At 72.7% G+C, this 18,633-nt stretch carries 18 protein-coding genes; 10 read left to right on the top strand and 8 right to left on the bottom strand.

Going from position 1 to position 18,633, the window contains the following annotated elements; genetic code table 11:
* Positions 1-29: 29 nt before the first annotated feature.
* Positions 30-1,064: a class II fructose-bisphosphatase gene (glpX, locus tag BLW57_RS15035; protein ID WP_093475042.1), complete on the bottom strand. Its 1,035-nt coding sequence runs from the start codon at positions 1,062-1,064 to the stop codon at positions 30-32.
* Positions 1,065-1,191: 127 nt separating this feature from the next.
* Between glpX and BLW57_RS15030 the strand changes: the two genes are divergently transcribed.
* On the top strand, positions 1,192-1,719 hold the full coding sequence (locus BLW57_RS15030) for a DUF4245 domain-containing protein (protein WP_093475041.1): 528 nt from the start codon (positions 1,192-1,194) through the stop codon (positions 1,717-1,719).
* Between the two features lie 129 nt (positions 1,720-1,848).
* Here the strand turns inward: BLW57_RS15030 and BLW57_RS15025 are convergent, their stop codons facing one another.
* From BLW57_RS15025 to xseA, 3 genes are all read right to left on the bottom strand, one after another.
* Entirely contained in the window at positions 1,849-2,439 is a 591-nt protein-coding gene (locus BLW57_RS15025) for a malonic semialdehyde reductase (protein ID WP_093475039.1), read from the bottom strand.
* 131 nt (positions 2,440-2,570) lie between these two features.
* On the bottom strand, positions 2,571-2,798 hold the full coding sequence (locus BLW57_RS15020) for an exodeoxyribonuclease VII small subunit (RefSeq protein WP_093475038.1): 228 nt from the start codon (positions 2,796-2,798) through the stop codon (positions 2,571-2,573).
* On the bottom strand, positions 2,795-4,003 hold the full coding sequence (gene xseA / locus BLW57_RS15015; protein WP_093475036.1) for an exodeoxyribonuclease VII large subunit: 1,209 nt from the start codon (positions 4,001-4,003) through the stop codon (positions 2,795-2,797). The genes BLW57_RS15020 and xseA overlap by 4 nt, the downstream gene beginning before the upstream one ends.
* A gap of 382 nt (positions 4,004-4,385) precedes the next feature.
* On the opposite strand from xseA, the gene BLW57_RS15010 reads away from it, so the two are divergent.
* A complete protein-coding gene (locus BLW57_RS15010) occupies positions 4,386-5,411 on the top strand; it encodes a 4-hydroxy-3-methylbut-2-enyl diphosphate reductase (protein WP_093475035.1) in 1,026 nt (341 codons plus the stop codon).
* 64 nt (positions 5,412-5,475) lie between these two features.
* Positions 5,476-6,243: a polyphosphate--glucose phosphotransferase gene (gene ppgK / locus BLW57_RS15005; protein ID WP_093475033.1), complete on the top strand. Its 768-nt coding sequence runs from the start codon at positions 5,476-5,478 to the stop codon at positions 6,241-6,243.
* Between the two features lie 46 nt (positions 6,244-6,289).
* Here the strand turns inward: ppgK and BLW57_RS15000 are convergent, their stop codons facing one another.
* On the bottom strand, positions 6,290-6,838 hold the full coding sequence (locus tag BLW57_RS15000; RefSeq protein ID WP_176985590.1) for a DUF6542 domain-containing protein: 549 nt from the start codon (positions 6,836-6,838) through the stop codon (positions 6,290-6,292).
* 181 nt (positions 6,839-7,019) lie between these two features.
* Between BLW57_RS15000 and ychF the strand changes: the two genes are divergently transcribed.
* The gene (gene ychF / locus BLW57_RS14995) at positions 7,020-8,108 is read left to right on the top strand and encodes a redox-regulated ATPase YchF (RefSeq protein WP_093475032.1); all 1,089 of its coding nucleotides are present in this window, start codon (positions 7,020-7,022) and stop codon (positions 8,106-8,108) included.
* Between the two features lie 190 nt (positions 8,109-8,298).
* On the opposite strand, the gene BLW57_RS14990 is transcribed toward ychF, so the two are convergent.
* Positions 8,299-9,282 (bottom strand): SMP-30/gluconolactonase/LRE family protein, encoded by a 984-nt coding sequence (locus tag BLW57_RS14990; RefSeq protein ID WP_093475031.1) that lies wholly within the window; start codon positions 9,280-9,282, stop codon positions 8,299-8,301.
* Positions 9,283-9,440: 158 nt separating this feature from the next.
* Here BLW57_RS14990 and BLW57_RS14985 point away from each other — a divergent pair, with 158 nt between their 5' ends.
* Positions 9,441-9,881, top strand: coding sequence for a MarR family winged helix-turn-helix transcriptional regulator (locus tag BLW57_RS14985; RefSeq protein WP_256339485.1), 441 nt, complete (start codon positions 9,441-9,443; stop codon positions 9,879-9,881).
* A gap of 7 nt (positions 9,882-9,888) precedes the next feature.
* Here BLW57_RS14985 and BLW57_RS14980 read toward each other — a convergent pair whose 3' ends face one another.
* Positions 9,889-11,106: a serpin family protein gene (locus BLW57_RS14980; protein ID WP_093475029.1), complete on the bottom strand. Its 1,218-nt coding sequence runs from the start codon at positions 11,104-11,106 to the stop codon at positions 9,889-9,891.
* A 197-nt stretch (positions 11,107-11,303) separates the two neighbouring features.
* Between BLW57_RS14980 and BLW57_RS14975 the strand changes: the two genes are divergently transcribed.
* From BLW57_RS14975 to BLW57_RS14955, 5 genes are all read left to right on the top strand, one after another.
* Complete coding sequence (locus tag BLW57_RS14975; RefSeq protein WP_093475028.1) at positions 11,304-12,056, top strand: GntR family transcriptional regulator; 753 nt, start codon at positions 11,304-11,306, stop codon at positions 12,054-12,056.
* Positions 12,057-12,501: 445 nt separating this feature from the next.
* The gene (locus tag BLW57_RS14970) at positions 12,502-12,693 is read left to right on the top strand and encodes an SPOR domain-containing protein (protein ID WP_093475026.1); all 192 of its coding nucleotides are present in this window, start codon (positions 12,502-12,504) and stop codon (positions 12,691-12,693) included.
* A 30-nt stretch (positions 12,694-12,723) separates the two neighbouring features.
* A complete protein-coding gene (locus BLW57_RS14965; RefSeq protein WP_093475025.1) occupies positions 12,724-13,134 on the top strand; it encodes a (deoxy)nucleoside triphosphate pyrophosphohydrolase in 411 nt (136 codons plus the stop codon).
* A gap of 114 nt (positions 13,135-13,248) precedes the next feature.
* Complete coding sequence (locus BLW57_RS14960) at positions 13,249-13,710, top strand: ATP-binding protein (RefSeq protein WP_371127792.1); 462 nt, start codon at positions 13,249-13,251, stop codon at positions 13,708-13,710.
* A gap of 273 nt (positions 13,711-13,983) precedes the next feature.
* Positions 13,984-16,569, top strand: a complete 2,586-nt coding sequence (locus tag BLW57_RS14955) for a SpoIIE family protein phosphatase (protein ID WP_093475022.1) — start codon at positions 13,984-13,986, stop codon at positions 16,567-16,569.
* A 389-nt stretch (positions 16,570-16,958) separates the two neighbouring features.
* Here BLW57_RS14955 and BLW57_RS14950 read toward each other — a convergent pair whose 3' ends face one another.
* Positions 16,959-18,557 (bottom strand): hypothetical protein, encoded by a 1,599-nt coding sequence (locus BLW57_RS14950; protein WP_093475020.1) that lies wholly within the window; start codon positions 18,555-18,557, stop codon positions 16,959-16,961.
* Between the last annotated feature and the right edge of the window lie 76 nt (positions 18,558-18,633).

Genomic DNA, 18,633 nt, shown 5'->3' with positions numbered 1-18,633 from the left:
GGGCCGGCACGGCCCCCGGACGGCAGGCGCTACTTGGCCCGGTCGAAGTCCACCGCGCTGTAGGCGCGCAGCTTGCGCAGCCGGTGCTCGGAGTCGATCCGCCGTACCGTCCCGGACTTCGACCGCATCACGATCGACTCGGTCAGGGCGGTCTCCGAGCGGTACCGCACACCGCGCAGCAGCTCACCGTCGGTGATGCCGGTCGCCACGAAGAAGACGTTCTCCCCGGAGACCAGGTCGTCCGTCGTGAGCACCCGGTCCAGGTCGTGCCCGGCGTCGATGGCCCGCTGCCGCTCCTCGTCGTCCTTGGGCCACAGCTTGCCCTGGATCGTGCCGCCGAGGCACTTCACGGCGCAGGCGGAGATGATGCCCTCGGGGGTGCCGCCGACACCGAGCAGCAGGTCGACGCCGGTGCCCTCGCGCAGCGCGTACACCGAGCCGGCGACATCGCCGTCCGAGATCAGCTTGATGCGCGCGCCGGCCTCGCGGACCTCGCGGATCAGGCCCTCGTGCCGGGGCCGGTCCAGGATGACGACGGTGACGTCCTCCGGCGCGGACCGCTTGGCCTTGGCGATCCGGCGGATGTTCACCTCCACCGGCGCGTTGATGTCGACGAAGTCCGCCGCCTCGGGGCCCGTGACCAGCTTGTCCATGTAGAACACGGCGGACGGGTCGAACATGCCGCCGCGCTCGGCGGCGGCGAGGACGGCGATCGCGTTCGGCATGCCCTTGGCCGTCAGCGTGGTGCCGTCGATCGGGTCGACGGCGATGTCGACCTCGGGTCCGGTGCCGTCGCCCACCTGCTCCCCGTTGAAGAGCATCGGGGCCTCGTCCTTCTCACCCTCACCGATGACGACGACGCCGTTCATCGAGACGGTCGAGACGAGGGTCCGCATCGCGCGCACCGCGGCACCGTCGGCGCCGTTCTTGTCGCCGCGCCCCACCCAGCGGCCCGCTGCCATCGCGGCGGCTTCGGTCACCCGGACGAGCTCCAGGGCGAGGTTGCGGTCGGGAGCCTCGGAGGGAACATCGAGCTCGGACGGCAGGTGATGATTTTCGGTCATCGGAGCGCACCTTTCTGATACGACGACGGCCGGATGAGGGTCTTCGCCTCGACTCTATCGTTAGGCCGACAAAATGAGCAGGGGACCCCACGGATGAGCGCTTGGGGCACCTGCGACGATAGGGGGCGTGGCAGGTTCGAAAGGCAAGCAGCAGACGGCCCGGGACATGATCCTCTCCCTGGCCCTCATCGGGATCGCGGCGGCGGTCGTCTATTTCCTCAGCATCCCGCACGACGATCACGCTCCCGAACTCAAGCGGGTCGACTATAAGGTCGAGCTGTCCACGGCCCGGCGCGCGGTGAGCTACCCGGTGGCCGCACCCGAAGGACTGCCGGGTACCTGGAAAGCGACCTCCGTACGCTTCCAGGGCGAGAAGGACGACCGCTGGCACCTGGGTTTCCAGACCCCCGACGGGCAGTACGTGCAGGTCGAGCAGTCCGCTCAGAAGCCTTCCCGTTTCATCGACGCGGCCAGTCAGGGCGCGTCGGCGACCAAGCGGACCGACCGGATCGGCGACCGCACCTGGATCCGCTACACCGGCGGCCGCTACGACGCCCTGGTCCTCCAGGGCACGCCCGGTTCCACGACGGTGGTGGCCGGTACGGCGTCCTTCGCCGACCTGACGAAGATGGCGGCGGCGCTGAAGATGCAGTAGGCGCCCGGCCGTGCTCCGCGGTCCTGCCCGCGCGCCGCACGGCGATTCCGCAGGAAAGAGGCCCCCGGCGATGCCGGGGGCCTCTTCCATGGGTGCGTGCGCGCCGGCCTCACCGGCCGGCGGTACGGCTCAGACGGTGGTGACGACGTCCTCGAACGCCAGCCGCGGGGAGCGCGGGAACCAGGCGTCCGCGCCCGGCTTGCCGATGTTGACGACCATCAGCGGGGTGTGGTCGTCGTCCAGGAACTCCTTCTGGACGCCCGCGAAGTCGAGACCGGTCATCGGGCCGGCGGCGAGACCGGCGGCGCGGACGCCGATGATGAAGTAGGCGGCCTGGAGGGCGGCGTTCAGGGCGGCGGCACCCTCGCGGGCCGGGCGCTCCGAGAAGAAGACGTCCTTGGCGGCCGGGAAGTGCGGGAAGAGGGCCGGCAGCTCCTCGTGGAACTCGTTGTCCGCGGAGAGGATGGCGACCAGCGGGGCGGTGGCCGTCTTCGGCTGGTTGCCCTCGGCCATGTGCTGCACGAGGCGCTCGCGGGCCTCGGCGGAACGGACCAGGGTGATGCGCAGCGGCGACTGGTTGAAGGCGGTCGGGCCGTACTTGACCAGGTCGTAGATCGCCTGGACCTGCTCGTCGGTCACCGGCTCGTCGGTGAAGGTGTTCGCGGTGCGGGCCTCGCGGAACAGCAGGTCCTGGGCAGCGGGGTCAAGAACGAGAGACATGCGTGACTTCCTCAGGTGTGCGTCCGGCCCGGAGTCCCGGACCGGCTGACGGCACGACCTTACGACAAAGAAGTTCAAGGTTCAACAAACCCTGGGGTGCGGTGATCCGCTTCACAGCCTCCCGGGTCCGTCTACTCGGTGTCCTCGCCCTCGGACTCCTCCTCGGCCAGCGCCGCGTCCAGCCGCGCCCGCGCCCCCTCCAGCCAGCGCCGGCACACCTTGGCCAGCTCCTCGCCGCGCTCCCACAGCGCCAGGGACTCCTCCAGCGTCGTACCGCCCGCCTCCAGCCGCCGTACGACCTCGACCAGCTCGTCCCGCGCCTGCTCGTACGAGAGCGTCTCGTCCGCCTTGCCCGTCATTCCCCTACCTTCACTGTGAATTCGCCGTCGGCGACACGGGCGCGCAGCGCCTCGCCCCGCGCGACCTCCTCCGGATCCCGGACCGCGTGCCCGTCGGCCTTCTGGAGCACCGCGTAACCCCGCTTGAGCGTCGCCGCGGGGGAGAGGGCCACCACGCGCGCGTGGGTGTGCGTCAGCTCCGAGTCCGCGCGGTCCAGCAGATGGCCGAGCGTCCGCCGGCTCCGCTCGGCCAGGGAGGCCAGGTGATCGGCCCGCTCGTCCACCATGCGGTGCGGGTCCTCCATGCAGGGCCGGGCCAGCGCGTGCGCGAGGCCCCGCTCCTCCCGCTCCAGCGAGGCGTTCACGCAGCGCCGCGCGCGGCCCCGGAGCATCCGCACGCGCTCGAACTCCTCGCCCACGTCCGGCACGACCTTCTTCGCCGCGTCCGTCGGGGTGGAGGCGCGCAGGTCGGCGACATGATCCAGGAGCGGATTGTCCGGTTCGTGCCCGATGGCCGACACGACGGGCGTACGGCACTGCGACACCGCCCGTACGAGCTGCTCGTCGGAGAAGGGCAGCAGGTCCTCCACGCTGCCCCCGCCGCGGGCGACGACGATGACGTCCACGCCGTCCATCTCGTCCAGCTCCTTGACCGCCTGCACGACCTGCGGCACGGCGTGCACGCCCTGGACGGGGACGTTGCGCACCTCGAAGCGGACGGCGGGCCAGCGGTGCCGGGCGTTCTCCAGCACGTCCCGCTCCGCCGCGGAGGCCCGGCCGCACACCAGCCCGATCAGCTGCGGCAGGAACGGCAGCGGCTTCTTCCGCTCCGGCGCGAACAACCCCTCGGCCGCGAGCGCCTTCTTCAGCCGCTCCAGCCGCGCCAGCAGCTCACCGACGCCGACGGGCCTTATCTCGGCGGCCCGCAGCGACAGCTGGCCGCGCGGGGCGTACCACTCGGGCTTCGCCAGGACCACGACACGCGCGCCCTCGCCGACGACGTCGGCGACGGCGTCGAAGACCTGCCGGTAGCAGGTCACGCTGACCGACATGTCGTGCGACGGGTCGCGCAGCGTCATGAACACGACACCTGCGCCGGGCCGCCGCGACAACTGCGTGATCTGCCCCTCGACCCACACCGCCCCGAGCCGGTCGATCCAGCCCCCGATCATCCGGGACACCTCACCGACGGGCAGCGGCGCTTCGGGGGACGTGTTGACAGCCATGCGCCCGAGCGTATCGGCCGGTACCGACAGCGAGGGCCCGCCGGCCTGCGGTGCCTCCGTCCGGCCGCGGGCCGGCGGTGGCCGCGCACGGTTCCCCGCGTCCGCGGGCAGCCGCGGTGCCGCCGGCTCCGGGCACCGGCGCCACTCGGTCGTCGGCGGGCTTCGTCGGTGGGTGCCGTGGGACGAGCGGGAGCAGGCAGCCGCTGAGCAGCCAGGCCGCGCCGGCCGGCCGGGCGGAGCCGCGAAGGCCACCGCACCGTGCGACCGGGCCCGGCGTGCGTGTCGGTCGCGGAGGCGGCCGTTCCGGTGTCGGACAGGGGATCCGGTGTTCCCCGCGGGCGAGCGGGGACGCGATCTCTGCGCCACCGAACGCGGCCTTACGATGGGACGCATGACCGCTTCGCCTGGCCGCCGTGTCCTGCTCGCCGCCCCCCGGGGCTACTGCGCCGGTGTGGACCGCGCCGTGATCGCCGTCGAGAAGGCCCTCGAGCAGTACGGGGCCCCGATCTACGTCCGGCACGAGATCGTCCACAACAAGTACGTCGTGCAGACCCTGGAGAAGAAGGGCGCCGTCTTCGTCGAGCGGACGGAGGAGGTGCCGCCCGGCAACATCGTCATGTTCTCGGCGCACGGCGTCGCCCCCGTCGTGCACGAGGAGGCCCGGCAGGGCCGCCTCGCCACCATCGACGCCACCTGCCCGCTGGTCACCAAGGTCCACAAGGAAGCCGTCCGCTACGCGAACGACGACTTCGACATCCTCCTGATCGGGCACGAGGGCCACGAGGAGGTCATCGGCACCTCCGGCGAGGCCCCCGACCACATCCAGCTCGTCGACGGTCCCGAGGACGTCGCCAAGGTCGAGGTCCGCGACCCGTCGAAGGTCGTGTGGCTGTCCCAGACCACCCTGTCCGTCGACGAGACCATGGAGACCGTCGACGCCCTGAAGACCAAGTTCCCCGGGCTCGTCTCCCCGCCCAGCGACGACATCTGCTACGCCACGCAGAACCGCCAGCTCGCCGTGAAGCAGATGGGCGCCGAGGCCGAACTGGTCATCGTCGTCGGCTCGCGCAACTCCTCCAACTCCAAGCGGCTGGTCGAGGTCGCCAAGCTGGCCGGCTCCCGCGCCGCCTACCTGGTGGACTTCGCCGACGAGGTCGACGAGGCCTGGCTGGAGGGCGTCACCACGGTCGGTGTCACCTCCGGCGCCTCCGTGCCCGAGGTGCTGGTCGAGCAGGTCCTGGAGTGGCTCGCCGAGCGCGGTTACGGCGACGTGGAGATCGTCAAGGCGGCCGAGGAGTCCATCACCTTCTCGCTGCCCAAGGAACTGCGCCGCGACCTGCGCGACGAGGCGGCCACCCTGGTCGCCGAACGCGGCGGCTCGGGCGCCACGGGCACCGCCGCCGAGTGACGGCCGGCGGATCACCCCGCCGCTCACCGTAGTGACCGTCAGTGGTCCGTCGTAACGTGGTGCCATGCAGATCTTCGGCGTGGACATCGGTGGATCCGGGATCAAGGGCGCCCCTGTGGACCTGGACGGGGGCACCCTGGCCCAGGAGCGCTGCAAGGTGCTCACCCCGCATCCGGCGACGCCCGACGGCGTGGCCGACGGGGTCAAGCAGGTCATCGACCACTTCGGCTGGACCGGCCCCGTCGGGCTGACCTTCCCCGGAGTGGTCACCGGCGGAGCCACGGTCCGCACGGCGGCGAACGTCGACAAGAGCTGGATCGACACCGACGCGCGCGCCCTGTTCGGCGGCATGCTCGGCGGCCTGCCGGTGACCGTGGTCAACGACGCCGACGCGGCGGGCGTCGCCGAGATGCAGTTCGGCGCCGGGCGGGACCGCCGGGGCACGGTCATCCTGCTCACCTTCGGCACCGGCATCGGCAGCGCCGTCTTCGTGGACGGCGTCCTCGTGCCGAACACGGAGCTGGGCCACCTGGAGCTGAACGGCCACGACGCGGAGACGCGCGCCTCCAGCAAGGCCAAGGACGACCACGACCTGAGCTGGCAGCAGTGGGCGCACCGCGTCCAGAAGTACCTCGCGCACGTCGAGATGCTGTTCTCGCCGGAGCTGTTCATCATCGGCGGCGGGGTCAGCCGCAAGTCCGACAAGTTCCTGCACCTCATCGAGGGCATCGAGGCCGAGATCGTCCCCGCGCAGCTGCAGAACAACGCGGGGATCGTGGGGGCGGCGATGAGAGCGGCCCAGGAGGGCCGGGGCCGGCAGGGCCGGGGCTAGCGGGGACCGCCGCGCGCGGCGGCCGCCCCGCGGTACGGGGTCCCGCTCAGCCCCGCCGCCGGCGCCGCCGTACCCACCGCACCCGGCGGGCGAGCACGATCACCCCCGCCACGAGCGTCCCCCCGTACAGCCAGCCGGCCTGGGTGGCGAGGCCGGTGGCCAGCCCCACCATGCGGCCGGTCAGTCCCCCGTCGCCGTCGGCGACGGGGAGCAGCCCCACGACGAACGCGATCGGTACGACCACGGGCGCGGACAACACGTCCCCCTCGCGCACCCAGAGCGCGGTCAGCACGCACACCGGCAGGAACAGCACCCCGTACAGGGTCAGGGATCCGTCGAACACCAACCAGTCCAGGCAGCCGAGCAGGAACGTCGCCGCGCCGCAGAACAGACCGCTGCCGAGGCCGGTGAGCCGGAGGTCCGGCAGCCCCGGACCCCGTGGCGCCTGCCGGGCGCCCCGGACCTGTCGTGACGGCCGTTCCGCCCGTCCGGGCCGTGCTCCGCCGGACCGGCGTCCGGCCTGCGACGGCAGAGAGCCGTGCGGCGTGCCACGTCGCCTTCCGTCGTTCGGGGGTCGCGTTCTGTGTTGCTCCACTGGACCAACTTAGGTCTGTTTATGTGTCGAATCGGCCCTCGGACACGCCGATGAGAGGAGGTTGGCCGGGCGTTCGACGCTCCCGTGAGCCTGCCCCCCGGGACGCCGTAGACTGGTGGATCGGCCAGTGTCTCCTGGCCCCTGGCAGCCACTGGCCCACTCATCTACGGGAAGTCGCAACGTGTCGCTCACGATCGGAATCGTCGGTCTGCCGAATGTCGGCAAGTCGACCCTGTTCAACGCCCTGACCAAGAACGACGTGCTGGCGGCCAACTACCCGTTCGCCACGATCGAGCCGAACGTCGGCGTCGTCGGTGTGCCCGACGCCCGTCTCGCCCAGCTGGCCTCGATCTTCAAGTCGGAGCGCATCCTTCCGGCCACGGTCGACTTCGTGGACATCGCCGGCATCGTGCGTGGCGCGTCCGAGGGTGAGGGTCTGGGCAACAAGTTCCTCGCGAACATCCGTGAGTCCGACGCGATCTGCCAGGTCATCCGCGCCTTCAAGGACGAGAACGTCGTCCACGTCGACGGCAAGGTCTCGCCGAAGGACGACATCGAGACGATCAACACCGAGCTGATCCTCGCCGACCTCCAGACCATCGAGAAGGTCCTGCCCCGGCTCCAGAAGGAGTCGCGGATCAAGAAGGACGTCGCGCCCAAGGTCAAGGCCGTCGAGGAGGCCAAGGAGATCCTGGAGAAGGGCGACACGCTCTTCGCGCACGGCATCGTCCAGGGCACCGAGCGCAACGAGCTGCTGCACGACCTGCACCTGCTCACCACCAAGCCGTTCCTCTACGTCTTCAACGTCGACGAGGACGAACTGGTCGACGAGGACTTCAAGAACGAGCAGCGCGCCCTGGTCGCCCCCGCCGAGGCGATCTTCCTCAACGCCAAGCTGGAGCAGGACCTCGCCGAGCTGGACGAGGAGGACGCCCTGGAGCTGCTGGAGTCGGTGGGCGCCGAGGAGCCCGGCCTCGCCACCCTGGCCCGCGTCGGCTTCAACACCCTGGGACTGCAGACCTATCTGACGGCCGGCCCCAAGGAGTCCCGCGCCTGGACCATCAAGAAGGGCGCGACGGCCCCCGAGGCGGCCGGTGTCATCCACACCGACTTCCAGAAGGGCTTCATCAAGGCCGAGGTCATCTCCTTCGGCGACCTGGTCGACGCCGGCTCGGTGGCCGAGGCCCGCGCCAAGGGCAAGGCGCGCATGGAGGGCAAGGAGTACGTCATGCAGGACGGCGACGTGGTGGAGTTCCGCTTCAACGTGTAGGGCGAAGTCCCTTGATCGCCAAGCGAGCTGATCAAGGCGCATGACCCCGGTTCAGAGGCCAGATCCGATCTTCGGATCTGGCCTCTGCTCGTTCATCCTCACCGGGTGGCCGACGGCCTGTCGCGGTGGAGGGAAGCAGACCGGGGCCGGCCTTCGCACGAAGGCCACGTCGAATCGCTGCGGGCGGCGATCACAGCCCCGTCACCCGGGCCACCGTGAAGGGGGTCCCGGGGGTGCCCGGGCCCATCGGGCCGCCCTTGTCGAACTGGGAGCGGACCACCAGCAGGCCGTTGCGGTGGTGGGCCAGCGTGGTCGGAATCTGCAGGGCGGGGTCGGTCAGGGTGCGCCGGAGGCGGGCCGCGGTGCCGTCCGCCGACAGGTGCCAGCGGGTCAGGGTGTTGGTCGCGTTGTGCGCGGCCCACAGGGTGCGGCCCGTCAGTTCCAGGCCGTCGCCGTGCGCCAGGTCGCCGCCGTGCAGGGTGACCCGGCGCACCGATCCGTCGGCCACGGCGACCCGGTACAGGCCGCCGCCGGTCATGTCGACGGTGAAGAGCAGGCGTCCGGACGGGTCGGCGACGATGCCGTTCAAGGTGTAGGCCGCGCCGGGCTGCGGGGGCGTGGCCGCGCTCAGGTCGTAGCGCGCGGTGAGGGGGGCGCGGCCGCCGCGGGCGCGGCTCACCTCGGCCGGGGTGACGCGGTACAGGAGCGGACGGACGCTGTCGGTGACGTACGCCGTGCCGTCGGCGGTGATCGTGAGGTCGTTCAGGAAGCGCTGCTCGCCGTCCTGGACCTCGAATCGGGCCAGCAGAGTGCGGTCCCGCAGGTCGTACACGTCGACGCCGGTGGTGGAGTCGATGACCCACAGGCGGCCCCTTCCGTCGACCTTCAGGCCGTTGGCGGTGGTCCGGCCGTCGGTGCCCGCGGGGAGGTACACCTCGGCTGTGCGGCTCCCGGCGGCGGCGCGGTAGACCGCGCCGGTGGTGAACGAGCCGACGTACGCGTCTCCGGTGCGCGGGTCGAGGGCGATGCCCTCGGGGTAGGCGCGCTCGCCGGGGAGGGTGAAGGCCGTGGAGACGCGCGGCCCGGCCGCCCGGGCTTGCCCGGGGGCGGCGACGGCCAGCGCGGCGGCCGTGGTGGCGGTGAGGAACGTGCGGCGGTGGATCGAACGGGACACGGGTGGCAGTGCCTCTCGGGTTCGGTTGAGCCATTCCATGAATACGAGTACGAAGCTAAGTTAGAGGTCTAATGATCGTCAATACGTTAATGAGTCTGCGGGGTGGTGCGGGTACCAGAGGCGGCATGGATGTACGTGCCCGCTAGCATGCGCGGGTGATGACCTCCATGCCCGCGTCCGAGCGCCTCGGCTCCCACCTCAAGCGGGCCGAGCAGGCTCTCAACGCGACCAAGACCGCGGTGCTGAAGCCGGCGGGCGTGACGGTCGCCCAGTACGCCGCCCTGCTCCACCTCTCCGACAAGCCGGGCATCTCCGCGGCCGCCCTGGCCCGGCTGTGCGGGGTCACGCCGCCCACCATGACCACGGTCCTGAAGAACCTCCAGGACCGCGGCCTGATCGCGCGCACTCCGCACGAGTGGCACAGGAACGTCCTGGAGACCCGCCTCACCGACGAGGGCCGCGCCGTACTGGCCGACGCCGACGCCCGCGCCGTACGGGTGGAGCGGGCCCTCGCCGCCGAGTTCAGCGCCGAGGAGCGGGAGGCACTGGCCGCTCTCCTCGCCCGCTGTGTCGAAGTCCTGGAGGACCAGCGCCCCTGAGAGGCCGCTACCGGTCCTCCCGCTCCTCGTCCGGGTCCTCGGGGAACGGCAGCGGGTCCGTCACCCAGCCCGCCGCCAGTACCAGCCGGGAGTGCCGGTGCAGGGCGAGGAAGCCGAAGGGGCGGTCGAAGCGGGCGTCGACCGTCGTCGTCACGTACCGGAGGTCGGGCACGCCGCCCGCCACCGCCCCGAAGGCGGTGACCGACGCGGCCCTGAAGCCCAGCGCGCCGAACCTGGCGGTGGCCGACTGCTCCGCCGCATCGAGGGCGAGTGGGTGGCCGCCGCTGATACCGGGGAAGTGGCCGCGGCCGGTGTCCATGGCCGTCGTGAGCCCGAACAGCCGTGGCGATCCCCGCAGATCGTGGCTCGCGCGCAGGTCGAAGGCGGCCGTCGTGACGTCGAGCGTGGGCGGCCGGGGGCTCGTGCTGCGTTCCCGTCGCACGGTCAGGCCGGGACCCACCGCCCCGTAGGGCAGCCGCGGCCGCCCGGCGAGGGCGCCGACGCCCGCTCCCAGCACCCGGCCCGGGGCCGCCCCCTCCTCGCCGAGCAACAGGTGCACGTCCAGGGCGTTGCTTCCCAGTACCGTCAGCCGGGTCACCCGGCCGTGCGGGGCGTCCACGACGCCGATCCGGTCGAGCACGGCGGTCGAACGCCGCAGGCCCAGCCGTTCGGTGGCGGCCCACGGTCCGTACGCCGTCTCCAAAGGCACCTCGTCGAACGGCGTCAGCCACTCGGTCCGCATCACGAGCGCGTTCGCCAGCACCAGTTCGGTCCTGTCCGTCACCGGCAGGGGCAGCCGCTCGACCAGACCTCCGGTGCGCTCCGCCGCCCAGGTGTCCAGGGCTCCCCGGTCCGCCGGCACGTCCCCGGTGAGTGCGCCGTGCGTCCCGGCGGGCAGCCCCGCCTCCCACTCCGGGCGCAGCTCGAGCGTCCGCCCGGTCCACAGCCCCACGGCGCTGTCCACGCCCGGCAGGGCGGCCATGCCGGCGATCAACTCCCGCCCCGCGGAAGCCGCCTGATCGGCCGGCAGGCCCAGCGCCTCGGCCAGTTCGGACCGTGCCGGTCCCGCCGCGCCGTCGGCGAGGAAGGCCAGCAGCGGCCAGACACCGGCCGCCGAGAAGACCGTGCCGTCCCGCACGGTCGTCGCCCAACGTGCGGTGAGCCCGTTCACCGCCCGGACGGCCCGGCTGCCCACCCTGCCCCGCGCGCCTGTCCCCGTCGTCATTCCGCCCCCGCTCGTCTCTGTCGTCCAGGTGTGAGTGCGCCGCGAGATGAGCACCCCTATAGAGGGAGGAAAGTGCCTGCGTGAAGACCCTGCGGCTCTTTTGTCATCACATCGAGTGATTCTCTGGCCTTTGCTTGCATGGCACAACCCACGGTTGCCAGGCTGTTGCTGTCTGTACAACCTGATGGGAGTGGCCAGTGACTTTCGGTGAGCAGCCGGCGTACCTGCGCGTCGCGGGTGATCTCCGCAAGAAGATCGACGACGGTTCACTGCCACCCCACACCCGGCTCCCCTCGCAGGCCCGCATCCGCGAGGAGTACGGCGTCTCGGACACGGTCGCCCTGGAGGCCCGCAAGGTGCTGATGGCCGAGGGGCTGGTCGAGGGCCGCTCCGGCTCGGGGACGTACGTGCGGGAACGGCCCGTGCCCCGGCGGGTGTCCCGCTCCGGCTACCGCCCGTCCGGCGGTGCCACGCCCTTCCGGCAGGAGCAGGCCGACGCCTCGGTGCGCGGCACCTGGGAGTCCAGCAGCGAGCAGGCCGAGGCCGGTGCCGCCATCGCCGACCGGCTCGCGATCCAGGCCGGGGAGCGGGTCATGCGCACCCGCTACCTCTTCCGGGACGGCGGCGAGCCGATGATGCTCTCCACCTCCTGGGAGCCGCTCGCCGTCACCGGCCGCACCCCCGTGATGCTCCCCGAGGAGGGCCCCCTCGGCGGCATGGGCGTGGCCGAGCGCATGCGGGCCATCGACGTCATCGTGGACAACGTCACCGAGGAGGTCGGCGCCCGCCCCGGTCTCGCGGAGGAACTGCACCTGCTCGGCGGTGTTCCGGGGCATGTCGTCCTGGTCATCCAGCGCACCTACTTCGCCTCCGGCCGCCCGGTCGAGACCGCCGACGTGGTGATCCCGGCCGACCGCTACCGGGTCGCGTACCACCTGCCCGTGAAGTGACGTCTCCTGGTAACCCCGCCCGGGCGGGGCGGCGGCACGGAGTCCGCCCGCCCGCCGAGTGAGGTGGCGCACACCCGGTGCGCACCGGGTGTGCGGTCCGCCCCGCCGCCCGGCCATGGCCCCTGCCCGGCGGGCCGCTGCAATCCGGCCGTTCTCCCAGGTGATCCCCGTTTCTGCCGAACGGACGTCCCTCCCAGTGGGCGTCGTCCGCGACGGCGCGTTCGACTCCGCGCGCCCCCACCGTTCTGGCTGGTTGCGTACCTCTTTGTGAAAAGGCGTATTCGGTGCGTGAAGGTTGGGCGTACGCTCGGGCATATGCGGATTGCGGTTTCCTTAGGCGGGGCACGGCGGGGGCCCGGAACGGGACGGGGGCCCCGGGCGAGCGCAGCCGAGCGTCGTGGAGGGTGGGGCGGTGCGAGAAGGAGTGACCCGGGCGGTGAGGGCCATGAGTGAGAACACGGTCTCTCTGCCCTGGATCGTGATACGGCAGGACGACAACGGTAATCGCTACCGCGTCGGACGGTACGCGACACGGGCCGAGGCCCAGAAGATCGCCGACAGCTTCGACGACCGGGGGCACAAGCAGCTCTACTGGGTGGAGCGCATCGGTGCGAACGGGGACGGCACGCGCAACTGACCAGGCGCGCCCTCCCGTAGGCTCCGCCCCATGACGCCGAGGACCGAACGCATCGTGGTGGTGGGAGCCGCCCTGCTCGACGACGGCCGGCTGCTCGCCGCGCGCCGCAGCGCGCCCGCCGAACTGGCCGGACGCTGGGAGCTGCCCGGCGGCAAGGTCGAGGCGGACGAACGCCCCGAGGACGCCCTCGTGCGCGAACTCCGCGAGGAACTCGGCATCGACGCCGAGCCGGTCGAGCGCGTACCGGGGGAGTGGCCGCTGCGGACGCCGTACGTCCTCCAGGTGTGGACCGCCCGCCTCCGCCCCGGCTCCCCGGCCCCCCAACCCCTCCAGGACCACGACGAGCTGCGCTGGCTGACCCCGGCCGAGGTCTGGGACGTGCCGTGGCTCGACCAGGACGTGGCGGCGGTGCGCGAGGTCGAGGCGCTGGCCTCCTTCTAGCCGGGCGCCCGGCGCGGCACCGGTCCGGCGCTCGACCCGCCGCGCCGAACGAGCCGTACGCCGTTCGTGCCACAGTGCGCCCTCCGGCGCGGTACTGCCCGCGAGATATCGGGTATGTGCCCATTAACCCCACGAAAACGGACATGGGTGCGCTCGCTGGCCTGGGAAGTGATCGGCGTGATCGAGACCGATGGCGACTGCGCCGAGTGGTCCTTTCCCGCGGAACCGGGAGCAGTGCGCGCCGCACGCGCCGCCGTGCGGGGCCAGTTGCACGGCTGGGACCTCGACTGTCTCGCCGACCTCGCCGCCCTGCTGGTCAGTGAGCTGGTGACCAACTCCCTGCGCCACGCCACCGGACCCATCGGCGTACGGCTGGTGCGTCCCGGCGGGCTCGACGGCGCGCTGCTCGTGGAGGTCTCCGACCCGCTCCCGGACCCGCCGCGCGAGCGTGTCGCCCGCCTCGAGGACGAGAACGGACGCGGTCTGCAACTGGTCGCCGGAGCCGCACGCCGCTGGGGGACCCGTCCCGGCGCGAACGGAAAGACCGTCTGGTTCGAACTGGCGCTGCCCGGGTGAGGGGGGAGCACGCGGGGGCTCGCGCGGGGTCGGACGTACGCCGGGGTGCCGTCGATTGCGCGCTCCGCTCCCCGGCCCGTCGGTGAGTGTGTGATTCGCGGGCGTGTTCCCTGGTTAGAAGAGTGGAAGTGTTGTCACGGACCGGTCCGAAAAACACCTGGACCGAGCTGTGATCGTGAACACCGTGTCGTGCGGCGCCGTAGTGCTGGATACTGCGGGCAGCCGCCTCCGGTGACCGGTGCCGGACGCGGTGAGCTGGAGGGGACGGTTCGCGTGAGCGAGATACCAGCGAAGGCCACGGAGTCCGAGGACCCGTCGGACGGCGCGAGGCAGCAGGCCGCGGATGCCGCGGCACCCGGCGACGCCATGTGGCAGAGCAGTCCGCCCGGTTCGATCTACGACTACATCAAGGTCGCGTCCTTCTCCATCGGTCCCGGCGGTCTGGTCGACCAGTGGAGCCTGCGCGCCGAGCAATTGCTCGGCATCCCCGCCGAACGCGCCGTGGGCATGGACCCCATAGAGGCGTTCATCGACTCCGATCTGCGCGACCGCGGTCAGCGCAAGATGGCCGAAATCCTCGACGGGCGGGAGTGGACCGGGGTCGTACCCTTCCGGGCGTCGGGCACGGTGGACGGCGGCCGTGGCGAGGACGGCCTCGCCGAGGTCTACGTGATGCCCACCCGGACCGCCGAGGGCGACAAGGCCGCCGTCTGCATCGTCGTGGACGTGCGCACCCTGCGCAGCATCGAGACCGACCTCGCCGCCTCGCAGGCGATATTCGGTCAATCCCCCTTCGGATTCCTGCTGATCGACGCCGACCTTCGGGTCCGGCGGGCGAACGAACGGTTCGCCTCCATCTTCGGCGGGACCCCGGACGACCATCGCGGCAAGGGAGTTCACGACTATCTCCCGCGCGGTGAGGCCGAGCGGGTCTCGGCCACCCTGCGGCGGGTGCTGGAGAGCGGCGAGTCCATCACCGACATGCACGTCACCGGGTTCGTCCCAGGATCCGAGGAGCGCCGGCACTGGTCGGTCAACCTCTACCGCGTGCACAGCGGCAGCGGCCGGCCCATCGGCATCGCCTGGCTGGGCACCGACATCACCGCCCGCCGCGCCGCCGCCCGTGAGGCGGCCGCCGCCCGCCGCAACCTCGCCCTGCTCAACGAGGCCGGCGCCCGCATAGGCAACTCCCTGGACCTGGAGACCACGGCCCGCGAACTCCTCGACGTGGTCGTCCCCGGCTTCTGCGACCTCGCCACCGTCGACCTCTACCAGGGACTGCTGGCCGGCGACGAGGCCCCGCCGGGGCTCGCCGACGGCAGCGCCGAACTGCGCCGCGTCGCCTTCGCCAGCGCCGTCGCCGACGCGCCCCTCAGCGGCTCCGGCGACTCCGTCGAGATCGGCGCGGTCCACCACTTCCCCTTCAACTCGCCCTACGCCGACGCTCTGCGCACCGCCCGGCCGCAGGCCGTGCCGGCCGAGGAGGGCGGCCTCGTGCAGTCCACGCTGGCCGTGCCGATGGTCGCCCACGACACGGTCGTCGGACTCGCCCGGTTCGCGCGGACCAAGGGCAGCGAGCCCTTCGGCGACCGCGACCGGGACCTCGCGGTGGAGCTGGCCGCGCGCGCCGCGGTCTGCATCGACAACGCCCGGCTGTACCGCCGCGAGCACGAACGCGCGTTGATACTGCAACGGTCCCTGCTCCCGCCCGGTGACCCGGAGGCCTCCGGACTGGACATCGCCTGCCGCTACCTGCCCGGCAACGCGGCCACGGAGGTCGGCGGCGACTGGTTCGACGTGATCGAACTGCCCGGGCACCGCACCGCGTTGGTGGTGGGCGACGTGATGGGCCGGGGCCTGCGGGCGGCCGTCGCGATGGGCGAGCTGCGCACGGCGGTCCGCACGCTGGCCCTGCTGGACCTGGAACCGGCCGAGGTGCTGTCGGCGCTGGACGAGATCGCGCGGGGGCTCGGCACCCCCGGTGGCGTCCAGCAGGCCACGCGCACGGCCCGGCAGCCCCGGGACGCCGACCTCTCCGAGGTGTACCTGGCGACCTGTGTGTACGCCGTCTACGACTCCGTGACCAGGCGATGTACGTTCGCCAACGCCGGCCATCTGCCGCCGGTCCTGGTCGAGCCCGGCGAGGCGGCGCTGATGCTCGACGTGCCGCCCGGCATGCCGCTCGGCGTGGGCGGGGAGCCGTTCGAGGAGGTGGAGGTCGAACTCCCCGAGGGGGCGCTGCTCGCCCTCTACACGGATGGACTCGTCGAGTCCCGCGACCACCCCCTGGACGAGGGCCTCCAGGCGTTCGTGGGCGCGCTCACGGATCCCTCCCGGCCGCTGGAGGACGTCTGCGACCACGTGCTCAACACGCTCGACACCCACCACGGCGAGGACGACATCGCCCTGCTGATGGCCCGTGTGCAGGGGCTGCCGGCCGAGTCCGTCGGCGACTGGACGCTGCCGCGCGAGCCGCGCAGTGTGGGGCGGGCCCGGGAGTACGCCCGCGGGCAGCTGCTCAGCTGGGACCTGGAGCCGCTGGTCGACACCGCCGAACTGCTGGTGAGCGAGCTGGTGACCAATGCGCTGCGGTACGGCGAGGGGGAGATACGGCTCCGGCTGCTGCTGGACCGGACCCTGGTGTGCGAGGTGTGGGACTCGGGGCTCGTCCAGCCCCGGCGGCGACGGGCCCGCGACACGGACGAGGGCGGCCGGGGTCTGCAACTGGTCGGACTGCTGAGCGCGGCATGGGGATCGCGGCGCACACCCCGGGGCAAGACGGTGTGGTTCGAGCTGCCGCTGCCGGGCGGCGAGACCGGCCTGACCGACCCTGCGGAGGCCCTGCTCAGCCTCTTCTGACACCGGGCGAATCCTCGGCCGGGCAGCATAGGGCGACGCCTGCCGCCGGGGCGGCCACTCGCCGGGTACGGCCGGTTGTGGCGTGGTCTGTCGGGGTGTCGGCCGGTAGTGGTGTCCTCCGGGTGGCTGTGGCGGTCCTGGGCCGGGAGTCTGCGGCCGGGGCCTGCCGTCGGTGCGGTCACCGGTCGCGGTCCCGCCGACGTTGTCGCTCGCCGGGTACGGCCGGTCGTGGCGCGGTCTGTCGGGGTGTCGGCCGGTAGTGGTGTCCTCCGGGTGGCTGTCGCGGCCTTGGGCCGGGAGTCTGCGGCCGGGGCCTGCCGTCGGTGCGGGTCACCGGTCGCGGTCCCGCCGACGTGCCCGTTCGCCGGGTGCGGCGGGTCGGGGCTCCGTCACGGTGCCGGGCGGAAGTGGTGTCTGCCCCGGGTGGCCGGGCCGCCGTAGGCGGCCGGGGGGCCGCCGTCGGGGTCCTCGGCCAGGAGGATCCCGCCGAGCACGGCCCCGGCCGGCCCCGCCGGGTCGCCGTCGGTGCCGACGTACGGGGTGCCGTGCGTGCGTACGTCCCGTTCGGCCAGGTCCCGGGCCTGCCGTGACACCGTGTCGGCCGGTTCGGCGTCCCCCGCGGCGAGCGACCGCGTCGCCTCGGCCAGCAGGGCCCGCGCCTCCGCGCCCACCGCGCCCCGGTGCACCGCCGTGAACTCCTCCGCCCCGGCGACGGAACTCCGGGCCACCAGCACCGCCGCGGCGGCCAGCACGCCCGCCCGCCCCGCCCCCAGCCGTGCCACGGCCCGCGTGATCCGGCGCAGCGCGTCCAGCGGGTCGTACGGCCCCGAGGTCGCCTCCGCGCGGACGCCGGCCAGCACTCCGTCGGCGTGCGCGAGCCGGGCCCGCAGCTCACCGGCGGCCAGGGGAGGACGCGGTGGGCGCGCCCCGTCCTCCGCCTTCTCGCCCTCGGGTTCCCGTGCCACGGCCAGCTCCGCCTCCGCGCCCGTCAGCGTCGGCGGCACCAGGGCGGCGGCCTCCGCCAGGTGCGCCGTCAGGCGGGATATCGCGGTCGTCAGGGTGTCGGCCTGGGCGATGGCGCCCTCGGCGGCACGCAGGTGGGCCGCGGCCCGGGTCCGGTCGGCGAAGTCGTCGGCCTGTCGGCAGCCGTTGAGGTGGGTCGTGGCGAACACCAGCCGGTCCTTGGCCTGTTCGACGTACCCGGTGACGGGCTCCACGGCGGGCGGCGGATACCGCTCGTGCAGGGCGGCGACGGCGTCCTGGGCGGCCGCCGTCCGTGCGGTCAGCTCCCGGAACCGCGCCTCGGCGACCTCCAGCGCCCCGCCCACGCCCTGGTCGAGCCCGCGCAGCCGGTCCAGGTCCGGCGCCTCGGCGTCCAGCCGCCGCCCCGCCTCCGCGCACCGCCCGATCACCCCGACCAGCGCCTGCCGCCGGGCGTCCGCCTCCTCCGGCACCCCCTCCTCGTACCGCCGCCAGATCGCGAACGCGGCCGACAGCTCGGTCCGCGCGGCACACATCGCGTGCGTGAGGCGTTCGGTCTCCGCCTGCCCGAACCGCGCCCGTACGAAGGGCAGTTCCTCCCCGCTGGCGCGTACGCAGTCGTCGGCCAGCACCAGCGCGGCCCGTGCCTGGCGTTCGGAGTCGGCCGGGGTGGGGGCGGCCGGGGTGACGGAGACGATGCCCGGGGTCGTCCGGGAGCGGGCCCGCCGGGTGCGGCGCAGGTAGCCGTATCCGGCCAGGACGACGGCCGCGCCGCCCGCCACCAGCGGCAGTACGAGGTCGGCGGGGGACGTCTCGTCCTGCGGCGCGGCGGCACTCGCGACCGGCCCGGTGGGGGCCCCGGGAACCGGCTGCCCGGCGTTGATCGTCATCACAGGCAGCATCAGCCACCCGGCCGCGGCCACGGCACCCAGCACGGCATGCGTCACCCGCACCCGTATGTGCGCCTTGGCGCGCCGGGGCCGGCCCCGGATGAGGGAGGACGTCACATTTCGGAGCGTATGGGCAGGTAGACGGCTTCGCGAGCGGGATGGATACGGGTGGGGGACGAGGCGGACAGGGGGG

This window comes from Streptomyces sp. 1222.5 (assembly GCF_900105245.1).
Classification (GTDB): Bacteria; Actinomycetota; Actinomycetes; order Streptomycetales; family Streptomycetaceae; genus Streptomyces; species Streptomyces albidocamelliae.
Note: the sequence above shows the minus strand (reverse complement) of the source record. Positions and strands in the feature narration are given on the sequence as shown.

What these genes read in the sequence shown, in the direction of transcription:
- glpX (WP_093475042.1), bottom strand. Translation starts at nt 1,064, where the DNA reads ATGACCGAAAATCATCACCTGCCGTCCGAGCTCGATGTTCCCTCCGAG.
- BLW57_RS15025 (WP_093475039.1), bottom strand. Translation starts at nt 2,439, where the DNA reads ATGTCTCTCGTTCTTGACCCCGCTGCCCAGGACCTGCTGTTCCGCGAG.
- BLW57_RS15020 (WP_093475038.1), bottom strand. Translation starts at nt 2,798, where the DNA reads ATGACGGGCAAGGCGGACGAGACGCTCTCGTACGAGCAGGCGCGGGAC.
- xseA (WP_093475036.1), bottom strand. Translation starts at nt 4,003, where the DNA reads ATGGCTGTCAACACGTCCCCCGAAGCGCCGCTGCCCGTCGGTGAGGTG.
- BLW57_RS15010 (WP_093475035.1), top strand. Translation starts at nt 4,386, where the DNA reads ATGGGACGCATGACCGCTTCGCCTGGCCGCCGTGTCCTGCTCGCCGCC.
- ppgK (WP_093475033.1), top strand. Translation starts at nt 5,476, where the DNA reads ATGCAGATCTTCGGCGTGGACATCGGTGGATCCGGGATCAAGGGCGCC.
- BLW57_RS14985 (WP_256339485.1), top strand. Translation starts at nt 9,441, where the DNA reads ATGACCTCCATGCCCGCGTCCGAGCGCCTCGGCTCCCACCTCAAGCGG.
- BLW57_RS14980 (WP_093475029.1), bottom strand. Translation starts at nt 11,106, where the DNA reads ATGACGACGGGGACAGGCGCGCGGGGCAGGGTGGGCAGCCGGGCCGTC.
- BLW57_RS14970 (WP_093475026.1), top strand. Translation starts at nt 12,502, where the DNA reads ATGAGTGAGAACACGGTCTCTCTGCCCTGGATCGTGATACGGCAGGAC.
- BLW57_RS14965 (WP_093475025.1), top strand. Translation starts at nt 12,724, where the DNA reads ATGACGCCGAGGACCGAACGCATCGTGGTGGTGGGAGCCGCCCTGCTC.
- BLW57_RS14960 (WP_371127792.1), top strand. Translation starts at nt 13,249, where the DNA reads ATGTGCCCATTAACCCCACGAAAACGGACATGGGTGCGCTCGCTGGCC.